Here is a 20,806-nt window from a genome sequence, read left to right as displayed (position 1 = left end):
CGAAATGCGGAGGCGGTGGCGGGGGGAGGCGTCACGGAAGTCCTTCCGGCGGAAGCGGCGTGGGGTCGGCGGGATTCGGCGGTCACTGCAGCGCGAACCCGTCGATGTCGCTGGCCGTCCAGGCGCGCTGGGCCGCATAGACATGATCGAGGTCGCCCACCCACCGCTCGGCGTTGCCGATGGTGCGACCGATCGTGAGCGCGCTCGTCGCGGACCAGGCGTTGGTGTAGCTAGCGCTGACTTCGGTTCCGTCAATCATCGGAGTGCCGTTGACGAACAGCCGCATCGTCGCGGTGGGCTTGTCGAAGACCCCGACCAGGCTCACCCACTCGTCGGTATCTACTCGATCACGGGTACAGGCCCTGGCTTGGTCGGCTGTTGGTGAGTCTGAGCGGGTGAGGGTAAAGCACCATGCCTGGTCCGCTGCGGAGTCGCCGTCGACGTCGACGTCGTTGCGGTAGCCGAGACGGAACATAGCGGCGCCCGTCCCGAGTTGAGCGATCGCGGTGTGCGGCCTGGTCAGGTCGGTGAGATGGACCCAAGCGGCGACGGTGAAGCCGGCGGCATGGTTGGTGTTGAGAACCGGAGATGCGGTGGTCAGATCACCCGTGCCGTCAAGGGTGACGGCTCGGTCCCCCACCCTGCCGGGTACGAGTGGCGTCACTCCGCTTGCGGTGTGGGCGGCCGGGAACGTCGCGGGGATAGAGGCGGAGGTGCTTCCCGTGTCTTGGTCGAAGGTCCACGCCCACGTATCGCTGCTGGGTGTGACCAGGAACTGATACACCCGTGGGTCGGAGGTGGCTCCGGCGGAGTTGCGAGATTGCACGGACAGGACGTTGACGCCGTCGCGGCTGGGAACGATCGTGGCGGTGGTGCTGGTACCGGTTACCTCTTTGACGGACAGGTCGTCCCAGTAGACGGCCTTGGCGGTTTGGCCCACGGGGTGTCCGTTGAACATGCGGACGAAGGCTTCGGTGGCGCCTGCGGGCAGCGACATCGTGAGGGAGAGTTGCTGCCAGCCGTCGGTGATGGACGCCTTGGCCGAGCGGACCTCCACGTAGAGAGAGCCCACCTTGTAGACGGCGACGAGCCGCAGCCCGTCCAGGCTTCCTGAGCTGCCAGTGACGTTGAGGCCGGTGGCTGCGGGAACGTAGATCCAGCCGGTGATCGTGTAGCGCTTGCCGGGCTTCATGCCCAGTCGCATGCCGCCGTAGTCGCCGCCTACCGCAGCGAAGGTCGCGCCCTCAGCGCCGATCGGGGTGCCTCCGGAGGCCAACGGTGAGACCTTCAGCGATTGGCCGCTGTTGTGCCCGCGGGTCGTGTCGCGGGCAATGGTCGCGTTGAGTCCCACGAAACCAGTCAGGTCGGTCGAAACCTGCTGTTCGTTGGCGGTGAGCATTTCACTCTGCGGTGCACCTGCCGGGACGGTGACCGTGTCGGTGTTGTTCAGGCTGTAGAGGTATTCCTGAACATCGGTGCCGCCGTTCGGGGCGAAGGTGAACGTCCCTGGCGTGCCCGGGCCGCCGTTCCACGTGCCGGTTTTCTGCTCGGCGTACGGAGTGCCAGTCACCGTCGGCAGCGACGGATCCTGTGTGTTCACGGTGAAGGTGAACCACCCCGAGTAATCGCCACACAGGTAGCTGTCACAGCCGTGCACCCGGTAGTGGTAGGTGCCATCGGGCAAACTGCTACCCGAGACGGGAACAACCATCCACGCTCGGGCGGTTCCGGAGGTTACGCCGGTGACTGACGTACCGGACTTCGCCTTGAGCGTGGTCTTCGCGTTGTCGTAGACCTCGTACTCCGTGCGCAGCGTGCCCCCGTCGGGATCCGACACCACCGCCGAAAGGGTAGGGCGACCGGAGCGCACCACCGCTGGGGACTGGCAGGCCGAGTAGCACGAGTCGACCGCGAGCGCTGTGGGCACGTTTGGTTTACGGTTGAAGATCAACGTGACGTAGGGCCTGGCCGACGGCGCGTCGAACGACTTGAACTTCTTCCACCCGGTATGGCTTGACTCGCTGGACGCCCGCAGTCCGACGTTGGCGGTGTTGTAACCGCCGTTGAGGCTGATCTGGAACGTGTTCTTCACCGACGCGGACACCCGACCGCCGGCGCAGCCGGAGTTGTAACCCTTCGTGCCGGTGGATCTGCCGTCGATTTCACGCCATACCGGCTGGCTGCCCCACCGCACCGCAGTTCCGACCGAGTCGACTCGCCAGGTCTGCCACTCGGCCGCGGCGCACTGCCAGGAGTAGTAGTTCCACAGGGACAGCTCGGCGGACACCACCGTGGCGCCCGCGTAGGCGCTGAGTCCGTAGAAGGCGAGGAAGGAGCGGGCCAGGCAGCCGGAGGCGCAGCCCTCATCGGCGTCGTCGCTGTAGCCCAGGCGCAGCTCGTCGTCACCGGACTTGTCGGTGTTGGCGATCGTGTTCTGCACGTAGGTGTCGAACGAGGGGTTCAGGTTGATCGTGGGGTCGATCGTGATGGGGAATTGCAGGTGGGGGTCCTGGTAGAACGCCTGGTCGGTGCTGAGGACCAGGCTGGTGCGACCGTCGACGACCTTGTCGGCGACGTCCACGTTGGCCCGGTGCAACGGCTCACCGCCGGGCGAGACCCGGGAGTCCCACATCTCCCCCTGCGACACCGTCACCGGCTCGTCCGCCGTGCCCGTCCGGGCGCCGGCTCGCAGGGCCGAGCCGGGTGACCAGGGCATGGCCACCGTGGTCAGCTGCGTCGCGGCCTGCGGCGTCTTGACGACGAAGGAGTAGCTGACGCCGGTTGGCCGCGCCTGAACGACCAGGTCGACATCCGGCTTCACGTTGGGGTACGTCGCGGTCGCGCCGTTGAGCGTCGGCTCGGGCAGGGTGCCGAGCCACCCCAGGGCGGTCCGCTTCGCGCCCTCTCCGATCGTCACGAGGGCATCGGAGTCTGCCGACCGGGGACCGGACAGCCACAGGCCGAACGGGCCCGCCTTGGACCCGACCGAACCGTCGCTCTTCCGTTCCAGCGTCAGGTCCACCGGCACCCACTCGCCCGACGGGGCTTGCACCCGCTCGGGTGCCGAGTGCATCTCCGCGCGGAAGGTGCCGTCGGGCTGCGCCCACTGCATGGACGTCTGGGTGGTCATGCCCGTCACCAGGACCGGCTTGCGCAGCTTGTGCGCCAGCAACATCGCCGACGCCTCATCCGCGGCCTCGAGCGGCCCGGATGCCTGCGACCGGGCGGCCGGCGTTACCGCCTCGGCGGCATCGGCGCCCGACGGAACGACCAGCCCTGCCGCAGCCACGACCAGCAGCGCCAACGCTGCTGTTCGACGTCGCGAGACGCCCCTAGCGCTCGACGCGACGCGCGCACCGACCAAAGCACCCATCAACAGCCCCCGTGATCATCAACTTGAACCGAGGCGACGGTAGAGATCTTGGGAATCCCATGTAAAGCGCGGTTACAAATTGATTCCACAAAGCGGTCATTCGGGCAGCAGGCGGGCGGGCCAATCACAATTAGCTACGCCGCCGTAGGAGCTGCTATCAGCAGCCCAGAATCGCCAGTCGAGCTGGGATACCCATTGTCAATGCAAACGCAAGATGCAGTTTCCCTGAAGGACGAATACCGTTAACCGCAGCCGGGTCGACACCAGTCATCCCCTTTGGGAACTGGCGCGTGGAAGCCAAGGATCGTCCGGCTATTCGGCTCGGGCACGTGACGGACGACGTAGGGGTTACGACAAGCGCCGTCGAAGCCAGGGAGCACTCGGCGCGTCCCTTGACACAAGCCGGACGCCACCACAGCGTTCGACCACCCGTGAGCGGAACAGCGGACAACGCCCCAGCAGGTGTCGTCTCTTGCCCGCCCGTGGCGGCCCCGCGCATTTGTCACCCACGTCCAGCCCGTGCCTCTTGCCAACGACACCAACACGTATTGGATGGAACCGTGAACCCCTCGAACCCACCCGCCCACCCCACCGACGGCATCGCCCGCACATGGACCCGCACAGTCCTGACAACCGAACCCGCCGACCACAACAAAGCCGAAGCCGCAGCCCGCGCTGCCTACCGCACCGCAGGCAGGCCCGAGCCCACAGACTTCATCTGGTGCCCGTCTCCCTGGGCCGCTCTCAAGCTCGTCAGGAGTTTCCTCGAAGAAGGGCAGGCTCCACTCGTCAATGCCGTGCGTCGCGCGGTGTTGAACCAGGCGTTGTCCGCAGCCCGCGCCCCACTCATCGATCGGGCCAGCGATACTGAGCGGTTCAGCGCCTTCGGCGAGTTCCACTCCTACTTCGAACGCAAAGGGTTCTACGGCGAGCAACGCTACGACGGCATGGACGAACGCTACGACCTGATGGAGCGCCCCTACCGGTGCCCGCCGGTCCTGCCGTCCGAGCGATCGGCGCTGCGGCCCGTGCTTCACGCCGTGCATCAGACCTACCGGCACGTCCTGAGCCCAGCGTGGTCGGCGATCGACCGCGCGATCAGCGCCGATTACACGCTCCAACCGGCCTGGTACTGGTCCGACGAGCACGGGCTCGTCGACCAGAACGATGAGGCGCGTGCCGTCGTCCGCTACAGCACACCCGGGCTCAACGACCGATTCTTCGACCCGGCCTGGTGCTTCTACCCTGACGTCATGGTCCTGGCGGCCATCGACACCTACCGCAGAGTTTTCGATACGGACCCCGGCGCCGCCTGGCAGGGCTGCCGCGACGTCGCGCTCACTAGCGGACCCTGGTGGCCCTTCCCGGAAACCGTGGTCATGAGCGAGCGACCCACCCTGCTCACACTCGACGAGCAGGACCGTCTCCATGCCGACGACGGGCCAGCTATTCAATGGTCCGACGGTCACCACGTGTGGGCCCATGACGGCGTTCTCATCGACCCGCCTCGCTCGGGGTCGTCAACGAGCGGCGCATGATCCCAGAAGCCCGCATTGATCAGCTGGATATCCACAGGCACCTGAGTTGTCCACAGCTAATGCGATCAGGCATTGATCGGCTGGACCACCACTGCTGAAGTACCTCTGCGGGGACGACGCCACGTCCCATCCAGCGACGAAGGAGCGCAGCCATGACCCGGGGTGGACGCAGCCGATCACGGCGCACCGACAGGCCGACACCACTGGAGCACCTCGCCGGTGTCACCGGCCTGATCGGCGCGACGGCCGCCCTCATCGCCGCCGTCGCCGGGCTGCTGACAGCCGCCGCCACACTGACGGTGAATCGCTGATGCCCGCCGTCGAGGCATGGCTGCTCGGCGGCCCTGCCGACGGCCGTTTCACCCACGTTGAGGTTGACGACGACGGGTCCCTTCCGCAGGCCATCGTTCTGCCGCAGAGCGGCGCCTACCTCGGTGCCCGCGAGCATCCCAGCCCGCCGGTGCAGCACCGCTACCTGCGCTGCGCCGGCGAGGTCGACCCGCCGACCTTCCGCTACGACGGCCCTGTCCCCCAGGACCAGTGACGTCGGCATGGGCTGCCGACCGACCTAAGCCGCGGCGGCCCGTGTTCCCACCAGAGAACGACACACCACCCCATCCCGGCCGTCCCACTACCCAACATCATCCGCTTATCGAACGCTTGTACGATTCACTGGTGGAGGATGTGGCGGCGCGCTGGTGGAACGGGATCTGGGGTCGCCTGGGCCGCCGAGATGTGTGGCTCACCCGCGAGGTCAGGTGGAAGGTCACCGCCCGAGCCGGCGACAGCGAGACCGGCCGGGTGCTCCGGTGGCAGTTCGACACCGAGGACGAGGCGCTCGCCATGGTCAAGCGTCTGCTCGCCGCCGACGCGGGCGGCCAGTGGCGCAAGCAGTCCGGCGACAGCCAGCCGCCACAGCAGACCTAGCACCCGGCTGGCGGTCTGCGTCTCGGGGCGCAGACCCTCAGCCGGATCGCGCTCAGGAGCTACAGGTGTTGAGCATGCTCTGCAGGGCAGACTTCTCCGACGACTGCAGGGTCAGGCCCCAGCTGTACTTCACGGTGATCCACATCTTGCTGTAGGTGCATCGGTACGACGACAGAGGCGGCTGCCAGGTGGAGGGGTCCTGATCGCCCTTGGACTGGTTGACGTTGTCCGTCACCGCGATCAGCTGCGGGCGGGTGAGGTCGTTGGCGAAGCTCTGCCTCCGGCTGGTCGTCCATGAGTTGGCGCCGGAGCGCCAGGCCTCCGCGAGGGGGATGACGTGGTCGATGTCGACGTCGGAGGCCGCCGTCCACGTGGCGCCGTCGTACGGGCTGTACCAGCGACCCGAGGTGGCCGCGCAGGCGCTGTCGACGACGACGGAGGTGCCGTCGCGCTTGAGGACCTGCTCGCGGGTGTTGCAACTACCGCTGATCGTGATCCAGTGCGGGAACAGGTCCCGTGAGTAGCCGCTCGTCGAGCCCTGCGCCGCCACGGTCAGGGTATTTAGCTGCGACTGGGCCGTAGCCTTCGACGGGACACCGGGAGGTGCCGCCGAGGCGGAGGTAACGCTCGCGACCGCGACAGTCCCGCTCACGAGGACGGCGATCACGATAGCTACGGCTCGCGGACGGCGGCGAGCGAGTGGCAGGGCGTCGAGTGGCAGTTCCGTCATGTCGGGCTCCATCGTCAGCGGCGAGGCAGTCACGCTCCTCGATGATGATGCCGGTAGTGCGACGGTTTTGTGAAGAACCGGGGACGCGTTCGTGACGCTTACGCGATATTGAGTTGTCCGGGTGTCGCCCACTCCAGGATGCGCCACGCAAGGCCCCGGCCGGGCTAGTGGATCAGCTAGCGCCCACGCCGCTTCGTCGTCGAGACAACAAAGGGCCAATTTTGAGGTCCATTCGTGAGGCTCTGGCAAGGCTGAGCTCCTGCTCAGGCGGTGCAGCATGCGCCACTAACGCGGGCTCCCCCACGATTTCTGGTTGGCATCTACATTCAATCATTCAACGCCATTCGAAAGCGCCACGCCTCTAGAACCGCTAACCTTGACTGCTCGATCCAAATCCTCTGATTGATGCGGATCGTCGAGCCGACTCTCCCAGGATTTGTTTGGCGGTTGGCCCTGATGAACGAACGCACGATTCGAGGATGGAGTGGAAGCCAATCAATCGCTGAGTGCTCGTAGCTCGAGTGAGCAGCGCGGAGTCGGGCGAAAGCGTCTTCGCGTGAAATTTTCAGCTGCACGATGGCAACTACGTGCCCCCGCAATATTGGGCGAAGTAGGCCGACCCATGAGATGACTATCTTGCCGTAGTCATTCTGGTTGAGCCCCAACTCTTCGTTAAGCCCCCTGGCAGCAAGGCCGTACAAGCTCTCGGGGGACCCTGGCCTGTTCGGATCTGACCGCTTCATCGTTTCGAACACCCCCACCGTCCACCACCCGGCTGCACTGTCGGTCGCCGCAGAGCGCTCGACACTCAACAACTCGCTGCCGTCGGACGATACGACTACAAGATTTACAGCAACGGAAGACGGGACGGGAGAAAAGAGATATTGCTTGATATCACGCTCAATTGCCTCGTCGCAGGCCTTGAACAGTTCCGGGCGCCGAATCCTTAGCCGCTCGACAGCTAACACCTCTGGGTAGCGACTCTCCGCTTGCCGAACTTTACAATATTGGGTATCGTCCGACTCTCGGTAATCGAGGCGAAATCCCGCGAAGTAGAGAATTTCGCCTGAGGATTGTTCAGCGCATTCTGCCACGGCGGCTGCGAGGACGGTGGGATTAATCCACTCCTGCTCGGGCCTCTCCGACATCGGTAAAGTGTCGGTTAGAAGACGGTGGGGTTCAAGTTGCCTTGCCGGCGACCACTCACCCAACGGGAAAAGGCCGTCCTCCCGCACATCGAATTCAAACCGTTTACGACGGTTAGCGGCTCTCCTCAACTCACGAACAGCACCGCTGATTGCACCCGTCGCAGCTTCTGTCGCAATTCCGATGGCGATAGCGGAAAGGCTGCCGATTATTAAGGATTCCATGCTTATATCGTAACGATCGGGACAAGACCCCAGAGGATACGAAGCTAAAGTTACGCTTGTTCCGATTTAAGGTGGCTAACAAGGAGGTGCGGACTTACCAGGATCCGACGATCTTGAGGACGAACGAGCGCTGGATCGGCGCCCCTCCGGCTGACGCTCTGCGAGGCTCCCCTCCTCAGCGCATCGAAGGAGGAAGCTGGGCGAGGACTACAGCCATGACCCATAAGGGTCATTCTGGTGCAGCCCGCGTGTACTCATCGAGGCGCAGGCGGCTCGCCGCTGCTGTGTTCAGTCCAGGGTCACGCTGCCGAAGCCGGGGCAGGAGCCGGACCGGAGATGAGGCTGATGGTGGTGCATCCACAGCACGACGTCCAGGACCCTCAGCAGGCTAGCGGCGGACGGGATGCCTGTGCGAGCGCGCAGCAGAGCCAGTTCCTCGCGCAGTACGCCGCGGTCCGCTGTGAGTCGGCGGTGCAGTCGTAGCCAAACCTTCTCGGGCTTGCCGTACAAGCACCTGACGACCTGGTCGTAGACGGGGATGAGGTGAGGACGCTTGCGGGCCATGACCTTGCCCGCGATCACGTAGTCGATCCCTATCTGCTCGTCCAACAGCCGCCAGGCCCCGTCGGCAGCTCGCCCGTCAGCCACCAGGCACATCGCACCCGCAGTCCCCAACTCAACGTCGGTGGGAATTTGGGCAAGCAGGCCACTGATCTGCTCGCCGAGCTCTCCCTCGAGCAGGCCGATGGAGGCCTCGGCCGGTACCGTCACCGACAACATCCTCACCGCCACGAGGTCGTCGGCGGTGACCATGTCGCGGGTGTTGGGGCGGTCACCACCACCAGCGAGCGCCTCGAACCTGCGGCCGCTATACGGACGGGGAAGCGTCTCGTCGAAATACGCGCGCAGGTTGTCGAACGCACTTTCGGCACGAATGAGATCGAGCAGGTCTGCCGCCATGCGGAGCATGGTATTGGTGGCTGAGTGACGGGCGTCTGCGCCAATATCAGCCTGCCCGACGTCAACAGGCGTCTCTGCCGCCGCGCGCCCTGACCACCGCCCACCGGGCCGCCGATACGATCACGCCCGCTGAGGGGTTCACCGCCCCACGATGGTGTGGAACAGCATCAGCGCACCCCCGGCAGCACCGCCGCCCCACAGCACAGCTGATGAAACAGAATGGTCGGTCAGGTACGACAGCCCGCCCGCGAGCACGCCGACGACGAGTGCGAGGAGCAGCACGACGGCGGCACGGACAGTCAGCAGCGGGCCCGGGGGCGACGGTGTCACGAGACCTCCGATTCAGGTGGTGAACGATGCCCGGCTGTAGGTCCACATCGGGGGGCCACCCCACGCGCACGACGGGTTTGAGCTGCGGACAAGGTTCACAGGAAAAGTCTGAGAAAGTCCGTGGGGTGACCGCTACGGGCACACCTACAAGGGGTCGGCACAAGCGAGACGACCGAAAGGGCAATGGTGGTGGTTGGCGGCGGCGCGGCGGGCGAAGTGCCTGCGGGCGAGGCGCACGGGGCTGCTCTACAACCCTCCGACCGGGCCGATTTCAACCTGGGGCAGCCCGTTTCGCAGCCGGACGTGCTCGCCAACATGAACAAGCTCTTCGCCAACGACACCCGGCGGTTGCAGGAGAACCTTCAGCGCCGGGAGGCCGACCGGCTCCTCCTGACAGACCTCGCCGCCGGGGACTTCACCGGCCTCCGGTACCGGCGCTTCGAGGACGAACTCGCCGCCTACGGCATGGCGGTGCTCCGGGGTTGGATGCACTCCAGCTACATCTTCACCCTGACCGCGACAAGAGGGTTTTCGCTCAACCCCAGCGACGCCGAGCTGGAGGAGCTGTTCCGCGACTCTGACGTGCGGGAGGAACTGGCCATCATGACCGTCGCGCTAGCACTCCCCCGGTTCCGCAAGAACGCCCTGGTCGGCGGCGGCTGGCGGTTTGAGGGCGGCGCCAGCCTGGCCACCTACTTCATGGGGGCGTGTCTGTACGAATTCCCCAACCAGATGCGTACGCGCCGGGCGCAGCGCAGACGGTGGCAACTGCAAGATCGCGGCGACCCGCAGCTTGTCACACCCATGGAAAGCAACATCGACGACCCGGCAGTCATCACCATCGGGGACCAGCGGGTCCGTGACGACCTCACCCGAGCCGACGCCCGGACCCGCGCGGTTGTGGCACTCACTCTGGACGGCTACAGCCAGGAGGAGATGGTCGAGCTGCTTGGCGAAACCTCCGTCCGCGCGATCGAGGGCGTGCTGCACCGGTGGCGCAAGAAGGAGAAGACGGCGCATCAGGGAGGTCGGTCCCGTGACTGAGCACGACGGCGACCTGGATCGCTTTGAGCAGCTCTTGCAGCGTTCTTCTCTTGGCACGCCCGGCGCCCGCCGGCTTCGCCAACGGACTCCTGCTGCCCATGTCGAAGCGGTCCGTCGGATCTACCAATTGCGCAGCCGGATGGTGCACTCCTCTTCGTCGAAGGACAGCACAGCGGCGGCGATTGAGTTGATCGACTACCTGACCGAGCTCGGCTATTACGGGCAAGCTGATCATCTGCTGTACGAGGCACTCCCAAGCGGTGAGGGCGCCGCGATGGCCAACTTTGCGGCGAGCATGGCAGCGCTGGCCGCGCTGCGTGAGCATCGGAAGCGCCGGCGCTCCCACAGCAACAGCTCTCAGCAGGAGCAACTCTTCGATGTTCCCGACGAAGTTCGAAAAGGCATGGGAACGCTCACCCTCACGGCGTCCGATGATCGGTTCCCCGACGACGACCCCCGCTGGCAACACGAGCTGCTGACTCTGTACCTGGCCCTGCATCGACAGGTCGACGCTGTGGCAATTACGACCAAGGACTCGCCGTACCACGCTGAAACTGACGATCGACCCCAGCTTGTGCTGCTCGTTCCGATCTCTCCTTCCACCGTCAAGGTGATCTTCGTCGGCCTGCGTAAGTGGGTGAACAGTGAGTCGGGCCGCCATCTCGACATCAACTTCACCTCGGCGGAGTGGTCCTTCAGCCGGATCCTTCACCATGGCGCCAATGAGTCACCGCTCACCACAGACCTCCCGCCTCGCCTCGGAGGCGAGTAAAGGGCCAGCGGTTCTGGCGCCTGCGCTGCCCTACTTACTGGACCGCGTCGCCGGCGGCGATCTGCGGCGCGGTCCAGCCGCGCCGCCAGCTCCTCCAACGACCACCCGCCACCGTCGCGCTCACGACGCTCCGGAGCGTGCAGCTCCACGTCGTCGTACCCAGGGCCGGGAGACCGCGATTCAGCGGGTCAAGTGGCGTGCCCGGGTGCGAGCCGGCGATCCCGATGCGTTCTGGCCATGCGAGCCGCCGCCGCACTCGCCTCGACCGCCGCCATCTCGGCCTCGGACGGCCGCACCGTCACCCGATGCACGGGCGGATCGTCGTCGCTGTAGGCACGCCTCCGGCGTTGGCTCGCACATGCCGACCAAGTCAGCGCCCGACCCGCCAGCGACCCAACGTGCGTCAGGTCCGCTTGATACAGCGGGCCGGGCGGCGGTCCGCGCCCGCCTGGGTGAGTCGATGGCAGACGGGCTCGTGAGGACTTCGCCCGCTGGGCGTAGGAGACAGGCAGATGACCCGCCGGTCGGGCCGGTCGGAACAAGCCGTTGTCCGACGGCGGAGCTACAGTGCTGATGCTGCCAGCAACTCGGTCCATGGCTTCTGGCGCAAACCCGCAGCTGTATCGAAGGAGACGCGAAGTTCGATGGCGCTTGAGGTGGTGTATGGCGAGAGCCGCGATAGAGGCGTCGCGTCGAGCCTTGCGGAAGCCCTAAAGAGGAGCATCACGGAGGGGACAGTTTACCTTGGGTATCCGGTTCTCACTACAGCCGATGACCGCGTCGAGATTGACGCCCTCCTTATCAGTGAGCAGTGCGGGCTAGTAGCATTTCTGCTCGCCGAATCAGTGCCTCGTAGCTCGACAGATTGGAAGCAGTTCGTCGATGCGCAGGACCGCCTCTATGCCACGCTTGAGGCCAACCTTCGCCGTCACGACAGCTTGCGCAGTGGGCGTCAGCTCGCAGTAAGGATCGAGACGGCTACGATCTTCTCTGGTCCGGTAGGTGCACCGCCGCCCGGCTCTGAAGGCAAGTACGTCGCCATCGAAGACGTGTCCGACTGGGTCGGTGAACTTCAAGGCATCAGCCGTGACGAAGAGCGCTCCCTCCAAGGAGCGCTCCAGCGGGTAAGCACCATTAAACCGGCCAAGAAGAGAACGTCTGTCAAGAAGACTACCTCCAGGGGTGCGACGCTCAAGGTTATTGAGCGCGGCATCGCGAACCTCGACCGCTGGCAGAAGGCCGCTGCAATCGAGACGCCGGAAGGACCACAAAGGATCCGGGGCCTTGCGGGCTCCGGAAAGACGGTTGTCCTTGCACTAAAGGCAGCTTACTTACACACTCAGCACCCGGAATGGCGAATTGCGGTCACATTCCATTCCCGCGCACTATATCAGCAGTTTCAGGATCTGGTTACCCGATTCACCTTCGAGTATAACAATGACCAGCCCGACGAGGACAGGCTCCAGATTCTTCACTCGTGGGGCTCCCGGTCGCGGCCGGGTATTTACAGCGAGATCGCTGCCGCTTTGAATACCACCGCTCGGGACTGGAACTATGCACGCAACGTCTACGGCATGGACAACGCCTTCCGCGGAATTTGCAAAGAACTACTCGCCGTTGCCAGGGAGTCCGACCCCGAGCCAATCTTTGATGCGGTACTAATTGATGAGGCTCAGGACTTGCCGCCTGAGTTCTTTCAGCTCGTTTACCTTCTTACGAAAGAGCCGAAGCGGATTGTCTGGGGCTTTGATGAGCTGCAGAAACTATCCGAGGCAGCAATGCCAGGAACCGATGAACTATTCGGTGTAGGGCCGTCAGGGCAGAGTCTAGTGAGCCTAGATAACCGGGAGAACGAACCCCGCCGGGACATCGTCCTGCCCGTTTGTTACCGCAACACGCCTTGGGCGCTTGCGACTGCCCATGCCCTTGGCATCGGGGTCTACCGTGACGGCGACCTGGTCCAACACCCGGGCGACCCGGGACTGTGGGCTGAGATCGGGTACAACGTGATTCACGGCCACCTGCGCCTAGGCTCTCACGTTACCTTGGAACGATCGCAAAGCAGCTACCCTAGCTACTTCACGGAGCTGCTCAACGAGGAAGATGCGGTTGTTCTTCGTAGTTTCGATGACCAGGTGTCTCAGGACACATGGGTCGCGAGGCAAATTGCCGAGAACCTGTCGACGGACGAACTGGAACACGACGATATTCTGATCGTTCTTCCCGACGTTTACAGGGCGAAGACGAGAGCACCGCGCCTCATGCGGGCATTGAAGGAGCAAGGAATCAATTCCCACTTGGTGGGTGTCAACTCTAGCGTAGACGAAGTATTCGTCAAAGACTCCGTTGCTATCGCGCACATCTTCCGCGCAAAGGGGAACGAGGCACCGATGGTCTACGTCGTTGATTCTCAATATGCCACCGGCGATGTGAACGCTGTTACTCGTAGAAATACTCTTTTCACTGCAATTACCCGAAGTCGTGCCTGGGTACGCATTGCAGGCTGGGGCGAGGAAATGGAAGAACTCAGCACAGAGGTGGATACGGTTCGGCAGAACGGCTACAAACTCGACTTCGAAATCCCAACGCCTCCACAGTTGGCGGCGATGCGCCGCACTGATCAGGACAGCACGGTACAGGAGCTGGCGTCACGCAAGAAAGCGACGGATGGCCTGCGGGCTTTCATGGAGGCATACGAGCGGGGGGTGATCGATCTTTACGATCTTCCACCAGCGCTGCGGACGCGCCTGTTGGCAGCGAATCTGCAGGAAATGCCCGGTGACGACGACTAGAGCAGTACGAGATGAGGTCAACAACCTCCTTGATTATTTGCTCGGAGCCGAGATAGCCGTCTTCTCAAATGTTGTCTCCATCACCGGCACGCGTGTTACATGGCATGCCCTCAACCCCACTACTCCTTTCCTCGTAAATCGAGGGGATCCCTCTCTCGACGACTACAAGCACTGGGTCGAGGCGGGTGCCTACTCTGCCTTGTTGTTCGATGGTTCACTCTTACAGATCACCTACGATGTCGAGGGCGGCAGGATCGTCGGTCATCGGTTGGCCTATGTACCATGCCCCTACCGACTAGACCCGATAATGGTGAAGACCGATCCGATTCTCGATATAATCGATCTCCATGTCGATGCGGAACCTACGTCGATGGTCCTCCACTCATGGGTACGCTTCGACTTTGACCCTGAGGCTGCCGGTCCGAGCCATCCGGCTACGCACATGACGATTAACGGAATGGATTGTCGTATCGCTTGCGCCGCACCGTTGCACCTGGGCAGATTCGTGGACTTTGTATTTCGTCACTTTTATCCCGAGATTTGGAACGCCCACCTTCCATACTTTGCGGCTAGTGCCCGTAGGGAAATTGGCGAGAGAACCATAACTGAAGAAGACAGGAACAGCCCTCATCTCCATTGGAATTGATGGGCAGCTCCTCGTCGATGACGGGTGAAGTTGGTTTCCCGGGTGTTGAGTTGGGTGCCATCCGGGGAGGGGCGAGCACGTCGGCCTGCCATGCGCCGTCAGGAGCGCGGACTTCCAATTCCGGAGCCGGCTCAGGACATAGGCAGGTCGGACCTCAAGCGGGCACCTTGACGACTGGGACTTCGACAGAACTGGAGCCCTGGCCATACGACGACGGCGGCCCTCCGGTTTTCGCGACCACCCGTGTGCGGGTTAGCCGCGCCTTGGCCGAGAACGTGCCCGACCGTGGCCTACTTGACCTGGTCGAAGGGTTTCTGGATTTGCATCCTGACACCATGCAGTCGGTCGACTAACTTAAACCGCATTCGGCGCTGTCGGTGCCCGAGGCGGTGCGCAGGATCTGGTCAAAGGCTCGCTGGGCCTCCTCCTGTGGTACCTCATATGGCCCTGCCGGATCGGTCATGATCGTGACGAAGTGTTGCCTCAGCGCTGGCAGGGGGTCGATGTCAAGGCGGGCACCTACGCCCTGGACGGCACGAACCACGGTCGCCTCCAATGACGACGGCGAGCCGTTGAGGTAGGCGAGCACTGTCGCGCCGAGGCTCCCGAGCACGAGTTCTGCGGGCTCCAGCGCTGCGGTCAGCCCTCTTGCGCAAGACGCGACGAGGGCACCGAGTCCGTCGGCGTCGTCCCCGGCTAGCCGAGCTAGTTCATGGACCATTGGACCAATCTCCTCGGCAGCCGCGTTCTGCCAGAGGATGGGTCGCGTCAGGTTGAGCCGGGCATGCGGCGACATCGGTCCGTCACACTCGATCGCTTGGACGACCACCGGCCATGGCGAAGGCAGGTCGACGACGTTTCCGCGGAAGAGCTTGGTGACGACGGGCTCGACGTCAATCACCGTTCCGGCGTCAAGGAGAGCCTCGACCAGAGCGAGGGTGCCGAAAGCTGGCACGCCCTGCGACCGTGCCCAGGTTCTGAGGGCCACGTCGTCGCTGTAGAGCGGGATGCCGTTTTGCTTGGCGACGAGAACGGCGGCCACCCAGGGCGTGGTTACGGCGCCGGGTGCGGCAGGTAGGTCTTCGACCGGGGTGGCGACATCTGTCAGCTGGCAGTCCTGTGTTGCTCTCTGAGTTGCCGCTGTGCGGACGACGGAGGACCTCTTCTGCTCGGACGACATTTCTCCCGACGAGAGTCGGCCAGCCTCGGAGGAGGCTGGGCCTCGCGCCGCCCTGGCGCGGCTGTTGGCGGCCAGGTGGCTATGGAGGATGTCCGACGCCACAGGTTTGGCGATTCGGACGTTCAGGAAGGCGGCCCGCACGGTTGGCCACAGCTGGGCGACCGCGGCAGCCAGGTACACGGCGGAGGTCTCGACGCTGACTGTCCCGCCGATCGCCTTTTTCGCCACGCTCAGCTCGGCTTCCGTGACCGCGTCGCTGGGATCGACTGCGGGAACGACGCCGGCGAGGTCGTCGGCGAGGGACAGCAGATACGGCAGGCCGGTGGCCAGACTCAGCGAGCCAAGCGCGGCTTGGCCGGCGTGGACGGCCGCGGCGGCGTGTTGTGGGAGCGCGGTCACCAGGTCGAGCGGGTCGTCAGGTCTCGCACGGATCTGGCTGACGTCGGCATCGACGCGGACAGCACGGGCTGGGTCATGTTCGCTCAGGAACCTGGTCCAGGCTTGTGTCAGCCGAAGGTGAAGCTCCTCGGACACCGGGACGGGGAGAGGGTCACTCAGGTCGGTGGCTACGACGTCGCCGCCGGTCATCGCTGTGATGTTGGGCGAAGGTCGGCATGTCTGCACGAGCGAGAACAGGAGGCGTCCCACGACCTCGCCCGGGGTGCGGTCGTGTTCCGCTATGGCGAGGGCTTGCTCGGCGCTGGCGGGTGTCCAGCCGTGGAGGCGGTGCAGGTCGGTCCACGCCTGCAGTTGAGGGACGGTGCGGGGCGCGGGGTCGAGAGTCTGCAGGGTCTCGAATGCCCGTTCAGCATTGCCTTGGTTGTATTGGCTGATCACAATCGACCAGGCGTAGTCTCGCTCGTTTTCGTCGAGGTCCGCCGCCGTTGACGAGGGAAACGTGAGCTCGCCCGGCTGGCTCTCGTGCGAGTGTGCTCGCAAGCGGCGTGTTTCGGACAATCCGTCATGTCCCAGCCGTTCGCAGGAGAGCCAGTCTCGGCGCTCGGTGAAGATGTCGGTCAGTTTGCCTCGCAGGAGATGGCGAAGGCTGATGGGCAGGTCGGCGCGGCCCAGAAGCATGTTGACCCGGAGAATCACCTCGTCCGTGCGTTCGGCACCGGTCAGCACTTCGAGGGCGTAGAGCGACAGCCGCGGGTCTCCGAACCGGAGGCTCGCGTGGTCGCACGCCCGGACACACTCATCGACGCGCCCTGCCGCGGCGAGTTGCCTGGCGTACTCCTCGGCGACGAGGACGCTCCCATCCCGGGCGACACGTAGCAGGCTCAGGGCCGCGTCGGGCTGGCCCGACGCGGCGAGTGCTTGCGCGTGTAACAGGTCATAGACCCCCTCCGTGAGGTGTCCGTCGTCTCTCAATTCGTCTAGGTCGGGGATGGGCCAGCGGCCAAGTTGCGCCAGATTTTGCAGTGCGACCAGTCGGTGCGGCCCAGCGGCGCCAGAGGTCAGGGCCTCCTGCCATCGCTGAGCTTGTACGTCTTTGCCCGCGTTACATGCCTGGGCGCGAACGGCCGCGCAGTGTGTGGTCAGCTCTCGTCGTCCGCTAGCCTCGACCACCTTCGCCAGGCGGTCGCCACGATCCAGCTCGCCCGACTCGTAGCAGAGCCGAGCGGCGTAGAAGGCGAGATTCGGGGATCTTGCCTCGGCGTCAGTGGCCTCACCCTCTGGTCCTTGGAGGGCGACGCGGACCGCCGAACGTTCGTCGCCCGCCATGGCCCGAGCCTGAAGCAGGATCTCAGCAGGCCGAGTGCTGTCCGATCCCCAACGGCGACGCGCGGATCGCGCAGACGCCGCCAGAGCCGCGGCCTGGTGATAGTCCTCGAGCTGGGAGCCACCACCTTTGGGTCGCGGCCGGCGCAGCAGTGCCTCGGCAAGAGCAATCTGTTGCGCCGGAGCGTCGGGCGAAAGAGCCAGTGCCTTCTCGTGCAACTCGACCGCGCCGTCGAAGTCGCCGGCGACGGTCCGCTGCTCGGCCATGAAACGGAGGATGGTGGGTTCTACTCTCCCCTGATCTCCTTGCGGCAACGGCGGCAACGAAATGGGCCCCTTCCGCTCGCCGTGCTCGAGGGTGGCGATACCGATGCCCGCCAGACCTCTTGCGCCGGCGGACGACGCCCGCGTCAACAGTGCGTGGGCTCGTTCGCGGTCGAGGTCGGCGAGGAGTAGACCCGCGAAGGCAAAGAACCGCCCCGCCAGGTCGTCGTCGGGGCAGGATTCCGCCGTCTGGCGGAAGCAGTCAGCGGCTAACAATGCCTGGTTGTGCTCGTTGGCGTAGTCGGCCAGCACGGACCACGCTAGCCACGGCCGTTCGCCCCCTTCGGCGATGATCTTCTCGACCGTGGCTCTCGGGTTCCTACGCCCGTTGACCAATTCCTCGGCAAGTTGCTGAGCCAGGTCGGGTGCCGTCTGCCGCAGCGCGACCAGCCTGACGGCGCATCCGGAAGGGAGATTCTGCAGCCGTTCCCCGAAGGCGTCGTCTGGCTTACGGCGCGCGAGTTCTGCCAGCCGCTCGGCGGAACCGGCGTCCAACTGTTGGGTCGACGGCACGCGTACCTTGAAGCCTGCGCCAGTGGCAACGGCAGTCTCGTCGGTGACGACCTGCCAGTATGCGGTGTGAGTGTCTGGCTGGTAGAGCACAAGCAGCACAGGCAGTGGGTAGCGCAGCCAGTAGCGGCGGTGGGTTTGGGAGCGTTCGCGGTAGACCCAGCCGCTACCGTCAGGCGCCGGTTCGGAGAACATCGATTGTCCGGACTTGATCTGAAGTCCGAGTAGGCAACCCGTGCTGACACCGTCAACAACCGACTCCACCTGCGCGTCGATCCCGACGTCGGCGACGGGCTGGGGGCGAAAGTGCCAGCCAAGCCTGGTGTTGACCAGCAGCCCCACGCCGTGGATGCCGGCGTCGCCGGTCACGGTAGTCAGTAGCTGGGTCACTGGGAGAGGCTAACGGCCACCGCCGACAAGACGCGGACTCGATTGCCTACCGGTGGGCTGAGCGATTGGGCTGCGGCGGCGGCTCGTCAACGACGCTACTTTAGTTCGGCGACACCAAATGGGGTCCTGCTATGTTCTCGGGCGTGGATTATCTGCCCCCTGCCATCGCGACCCTCGACGCGAGTGGCGTCCTCGCCCCTCTCGCAGACCTCGTTCGGCAGGTGTACCGGCGGGCAGCGGATCGGCACGAGCCCGAGCTCGGCGACGACGCGATGAGCTTCGGGACCACAGTCTGGCGCAACCTGACGAACCTGGGCGTGGCGCAGTTCGCCGGACTCCCCGGCGTCAGCACGCGGATCGAGGACAATTCGCTCGAGATCCTGTGCGCGGGTTACATCCTGCGCCTCTACTCCCTACAGGGTGGCACCGGAGCCAACGTCGAGTCGATCCGCTGGGAGGGCAGTGAGGCCCGCCTCGGTGGCGCTGTCGAGAACAGTCGGCACGGCCAACTTGCTCTCGATGACGACGAGCAGTTCGCCGATGCTTTCGCAGGCGTGCTACCACGTCGGCGGCACCTTCGGGTGGCCCATGCCGGTGACATCGGCACAGGTGATGCGCTGGCCTACATCGGCCTGCCGCGCGACAACCGTCACGGCGGCTCGCCCTGGTTCGAGGTCCAGTTGTGGATCGGACAGCCCGCCAGGACAACCACTGTGGCGGACGACGGCCCGGCCGGTAGCCTCGTCCGGCTTCGCGGCGAGGTCCCGATCCCAGAGCTAGACCTACAGGTTCGCCCGCGTAACGGCGCGGACAGGCGCCTGTCCGCACTCGCGTGAGGGCCGCCGGCAGCCGGGACGACGCGCCGGCGCTGGCAGCGGCAGCATTCCGGCCTCACGCCTTGACACTCGCCCGCCGGTGGCGGCGGATGCGCAAGAAGGATCTGGCATACCAGGTGGGTGTCTCCGCGGCAGCCGTGAGCCAGTACGAGCTGGGGCAGTCTCGGCCGTCACCGGCGGTACTGTCCCGCCTTGCCTTGGCCCTGGCCATGCCGGTCCCGTTCTTCGCCGCCGGGTTCGCCGCCCCAGTCATGGCAGGCCAGCCCCACTTCCGGAGTCTGCGTGTCACCAGCCAAGCCGAACGGGACCAAGCGCTTGCTTTCGGCGAGATCGCCTGGCGGGTCGTCGATGTCCTGGAGCGACACCTCGATTTGCCCGAACTCCGGCTACCCTCAGTCGATCTTCCCGAAGAAGGCGACAGCGGCGACCTCCAAGCGGCTGCACTCGATGCTCGCTGCGCCTTCGGCTTGGCTGACGAGCCGGTGCCGCACATGGTCCGCCTGCTCGAATCCCGAGGTGTCGTCGTACTGACGCTCCCCGACGTATCCGACAAAGTCGACGCCTTCTCCCACTGGTACGGGGTGCGGCCGTTCGTGTTCACCAGCCCTCGCAAGAACGACAAAGCTCGTTCCCGGATGGATGCCGCGCACGAGCTCGCGCACCTACTGCTGCACCACGACGCCGAACCCGGAAGCCAGATCCTGGAGCGACAAGCCACCGCCTTCGGCTCGGAATTCCTCGTCCCGAGCAGCCGACTACGCGACGAGCTGCCCGGCCGCCTCGACTTCGAGCGCCTCCAGGAGTTGAAGAGCCGTTGGGGTATCTCGTTGAAAGCTCTCGTATACCGCGGACACGAGATGGGCATCTACCGCGACCACACCTACCGTCGAGCCATGACCACGCTCACCGACTGCGGCTACCCGGAGCCCGGCGACCTAGTGCCTCGCGAACAGCCAGCGCTGCTGGGCAGGGCAGCGCAACTACTTGCCGACCAGCAGTACAGCGCAGCATCCGTCGCGCACCAGGCGGGCATGTCGACCGAACTGTTGCAACTCGTGTTGACGGCTGGCTCGGACCGGATTGAACAAGCAGCCCTTCAGGTCTGACGACCAAGCGTCCTCGAATCTTCACACGGAACAGCAGGTCGAGCCGCCATCGCGCCGATGGCCGGCAGGATCGCGACGACAGCCAGCGCGGCAGCCGGTCCTGCGACCTCCAGGGATGGGTACGCGTGCAACCGCAGGGTTTCGACCCGCTGTAATTGAATCCGCTTTCGTCTACGGGGCGTCGACCTGCCTCAATCGGCTAAGCAGGTGCAGGTGTCCTCAACGGCTGGGGCACGATCGCCGGCACCACGGTCGA

At 64.8% G+C, this 20,806-nt stretch carries 16 protein-coding genes; 10 read left to right on the top strand and 6 right to left on the bottom strand.

All coding sequences use genetic code 11. From position 1 onward, the window contains the following. Positions 1–82: 82 nt before the first annotated feature. Complete coding sequence (locus OHB44_RS09875) at positions 83–2,581, bottom strand: LamG-like jellyroll fold domain-containing protein (protein ID WP_330440486.1); 2,499 nt, start codon at positions 2,579–2,581, stop codon at positions 83–85. A 1,352-nt stretch (positions 2,582–3,933) separates the two neighbouring features. On the opposite strand from OHB44_RS09875, the gene OHB44_RS09870 reads away from it, so the two are divergent. The 4 genes from OHB44_RS09870 (at position 3,934) to OHB44_RS09855 (ending at position 5,838) form a co-directional block, all read left to right on the top strand. Beyond that, positions 3,934–4,911 carry a DUF6745 domain-containing protein gene (locus OHB44_RS09870; protein WP_330440485.1) on the top strand — a complete coding sequence of 326 codons (978 nt, stop codon included), beginning with the start codon at positions 3,934–3,936 and terminating at the stop codon, positions 4,909–4,911. Between the two features lie 152 nt (positions 4,912–5,063). Then, the gene (locus OHB44_RS09865) at positions 5,064–5,222 is read left to right on the top strand and encodes a hypothetical protein (RefSeq protein WP_330440484.1); all 159 of its coding nucleotides are present in this window, start codon (positions 5,064–5,066) and stop codon (positions 5,220–5,222) included. Next, positions 5,222–5,455 carry a hypothetical protein gene (locus OHB44_RS09860; protein ID WP_330440483.1) on the top strand — a complete coding sequence of 78 codons (234 nt, stop codon included), beginning with the start codon at positions 5,222–5,224 and terminating at the stop codon, positions 5,453–5,455. Before OHB44_RS09865 ends, OHB44_RS09860 begins: the two co-directional genes overlap by 1 nt. Before the next feature lie 131 nt (positions 5,456–5,586). Next, positions 5,587–5,838 (top strand): hypothetical protein, encoded by a 252-nt coding sequence (locus OHB44_RS09855; RefSeq protein ID WP_330440482.1) that lies wholly within the window; start codon positions 5,587–5,589, stop codon positions 5,836–5,838. A gap of 52 nt (positions 5,839–5,890) precedes the next feature. Here the strand turns inward: OHB44_RS09855 and OHB44_RS09850 are convergent, their stop codons facing one another. From OHB44_RS09850 to OHB44_RS09835, 4 genes are all read right to left on the bottom strand, one after another. Further along, positions 5,891–6,568: an HNH endonuclease family protein gene (locus tag OHB44_RS09850; protein ID WP_442932661.1), complete on the bottom strand. Its 678-nt coding sequence runs from the start codon at positions 6,566–6,568 to the stop codon at positions 5,891–5,893. A 326-nt stretch (positions 6,569–6,894) separates the two neighbouring features. Next, entirely contained in the window at positions 6,895–7,938 is a 1,044-nt protein-coding gene (locus OHB44_RS09845) for a hypothetical protein (RefSeq protein ID WP_330440481.1), read from the bottom strand. 288 nt (positions 7,939–8,226) lie between these two features. After that, entirely contained in the window at positions 8,227–8,898 is a 672-nt protein-coding gene (locus OHB44_RS09840; protein WP_330440480.1) for a DUF6308 family protein, read from the bottom strand. Positions 8,899–9,036: 138 nt separating this feature from the next. Further along, a complete protein-coding gene (locus OHB44_RS09835; RefSeq protein WP_330440479.1) occupies positions 9,037–9,228 on the bottom strand; it encodes a hypothetical protein in 192 nt (63 codons plus the stop codon). Positions 9,229–9,411: 183 nt separating this feature from the next. On the opposite strand from OHB44_RS09835, the gene OHB44_RS09830 reads away from it, so the two are divergent. The 4 genes from OHB44_RS09830 to OHB44_RS09815 all read left to right on the top strand — a co-directional run bounded on the left by OHB44_RS09830 (position 9,412) and on the right by OHB44_RS09815 (position 14,482). Beyond that, positions 9,412–10,272 (top strand): hypothetical protein, encoded by an 861-nt coding sequence (locus OHB44_RS09830; RefSeq protein WP_330440478.1) that lies wholly within the window; start codon positions 9,412–9,414, stop codon positions 10,270–10,272. Further along, on the top strand, positions 10,265–11,044 hold the full coding sequence (locus OHB44_RS09825; protein ID WP_330440477.1) for a hypothetical protein: 780 nt from the start codon (positions 10,265–10,267) through the stop codon (positions 11,042–11,044). The genes OHB44_RS09830 and OHB44_RS09825 overlap by 8 nt, the downstream gene beginning before the upstream one ends. A gap of 644 nt (positions 11,045–11,688) precedes the next feature. Then, positions 11,689–13,836, top strand: coding sequence for a DEAD/DEAH box helicase (locus tag OHB44_RS09820; RefSeq protein ID WP_330440476.1), 2,148 nt, complete (start codon positions 11,689–11,691; stop codon positions 13,834–13,836). After that, on the top strand, positions 13,823–14,482 hold the full coding sequence (locus OHB44_RS09815; RefSeq protein WP_330440475.1) for a DUF2290 domain-containing protein: 660 nt from the start codon (positions 13,823–13,825) through the stop codon (positions 14,480–14,482). The genes OHB44_RS09820 and OHB44_RS09815 overlap by 14 nt, the downstream gene beginning before the upstream one ends. 349 nt (positions 14,483–14,831) lie before the next feature. Here OHB44_RS09815 and OHB44_RS09810 read toward each other — a convergent pair whose 3' ends face one another. Next, positions 14,832–18,608: a DUF4365 domain-containing protein gene (locus tag OHB44_RS09810; protein ID WP_330440474.1), complete on the bottom strand. Its 3,777-nt coding sequence runs from the start codon at positions 18,606–18,608 to the stop codon at positions 14,832–14,834. Between the two features lie 143 nt (positions 18,609–18,751). On the opposite strand from OHB44_RS09810, the gene OHB44_RS09805 reads away from it, so the two are divergent. Next, positions 18,752–19,444, top strand: coding sequence for a hypothetical protein (locus tag OHB44_RS09805; RefSeq protein ID WP_330440473.1), 693 nt, complete (start codon positions 18,752–18,754; stop codon positions 19,442–19,444). Further along, positions 19,441–20,550 (top strand): helix-turn-helix domain-containing protein, encoded by a 1,110-nt coding sequence (locus OHB44_RS09800; RefSeq protein ID WP_330440472.1) that lies wholly within the window; start codon positions 19,441–19,443, stop codon positions 20,548–20,550. The genes OHB44_RS09805 and OHB44_RS09800 overlap by 4 nt, the downstream gene beginning before the upstream one ends. Positions 20,551–20,806: the final 256 nt, after the last annotated feature.

The organism is Micromonospora sp. NBC_00821, from assembly GCF_036347035.1.
In the GTDB taxonomy this organism is placed as follows: Bacteria; Actinomycetota; Actinomycetes; order Mycobacteriales; family Micromonosporaceae; genus Micromonospora; species Micromonospora hortensis.
Note: the sequence above shows the minus strand (reverse complement) of the source record. Positions and strands in the feature narration are given on the sequence as shown.

What these genes read in the sequence shown, in the direction of transcription:
- OHB44_RS09820 (WP_330440476.1), top strand. Translation starts at nt 11,689, where the DNA reads ATGGCGCTTGAGGTGGTGTATGGCGAGAGCCGCGATAGAGGCGTCGCG.
- OHB44_RS09840 (WP_330440480.1), bottom strand. Translation starts at nt 8,898, where the DNA reads ATGGCGGCAGACCTGCTCGATCTCATTCGTGCCGAAAGTGCGTTCGAC.
- OHB44_RS09850 (WP_442932661.1), bottom strand. Translation starts at nt 6,568, where the DNA reads ATGACGGAACTGCCACTCGACGCCCTGCCACTCGCTCGCCGCCGTCCG.
- OHB44_RS09865 (WP_330440484.1), top strand. Translation starts at nt 5,064, where the DNA reads ATGACCCGGGGTGGACGCAGCCGATCACGGCGCACCGACAGGCCGACA.
- OHB44_RS09830 (WP_330440478.1), top strand. Translation starts at nt 9,412, where the DNA reads ATGGTGGTGGTTGGCGGCGGCGCGGCGGGCGAAGTGCCTGCGGGCGAG.
- OHB44_RS09860 (WP_330440483.1), top strand. Translation starts at nt 5,222, where the DNA reads ATGCCCGCCGTCGAGGCATGGCTGCTCGGCGGCCCTGCCGACGGCCGT.
- OHB44_RS09845 (WP_330440481.1), bottom strand. Translation starts at nt 7,938, where the DNA reads ATGGAATCCTTAATAATCGGCAGCCTTTCCGCTATCGCCATCGGAATT.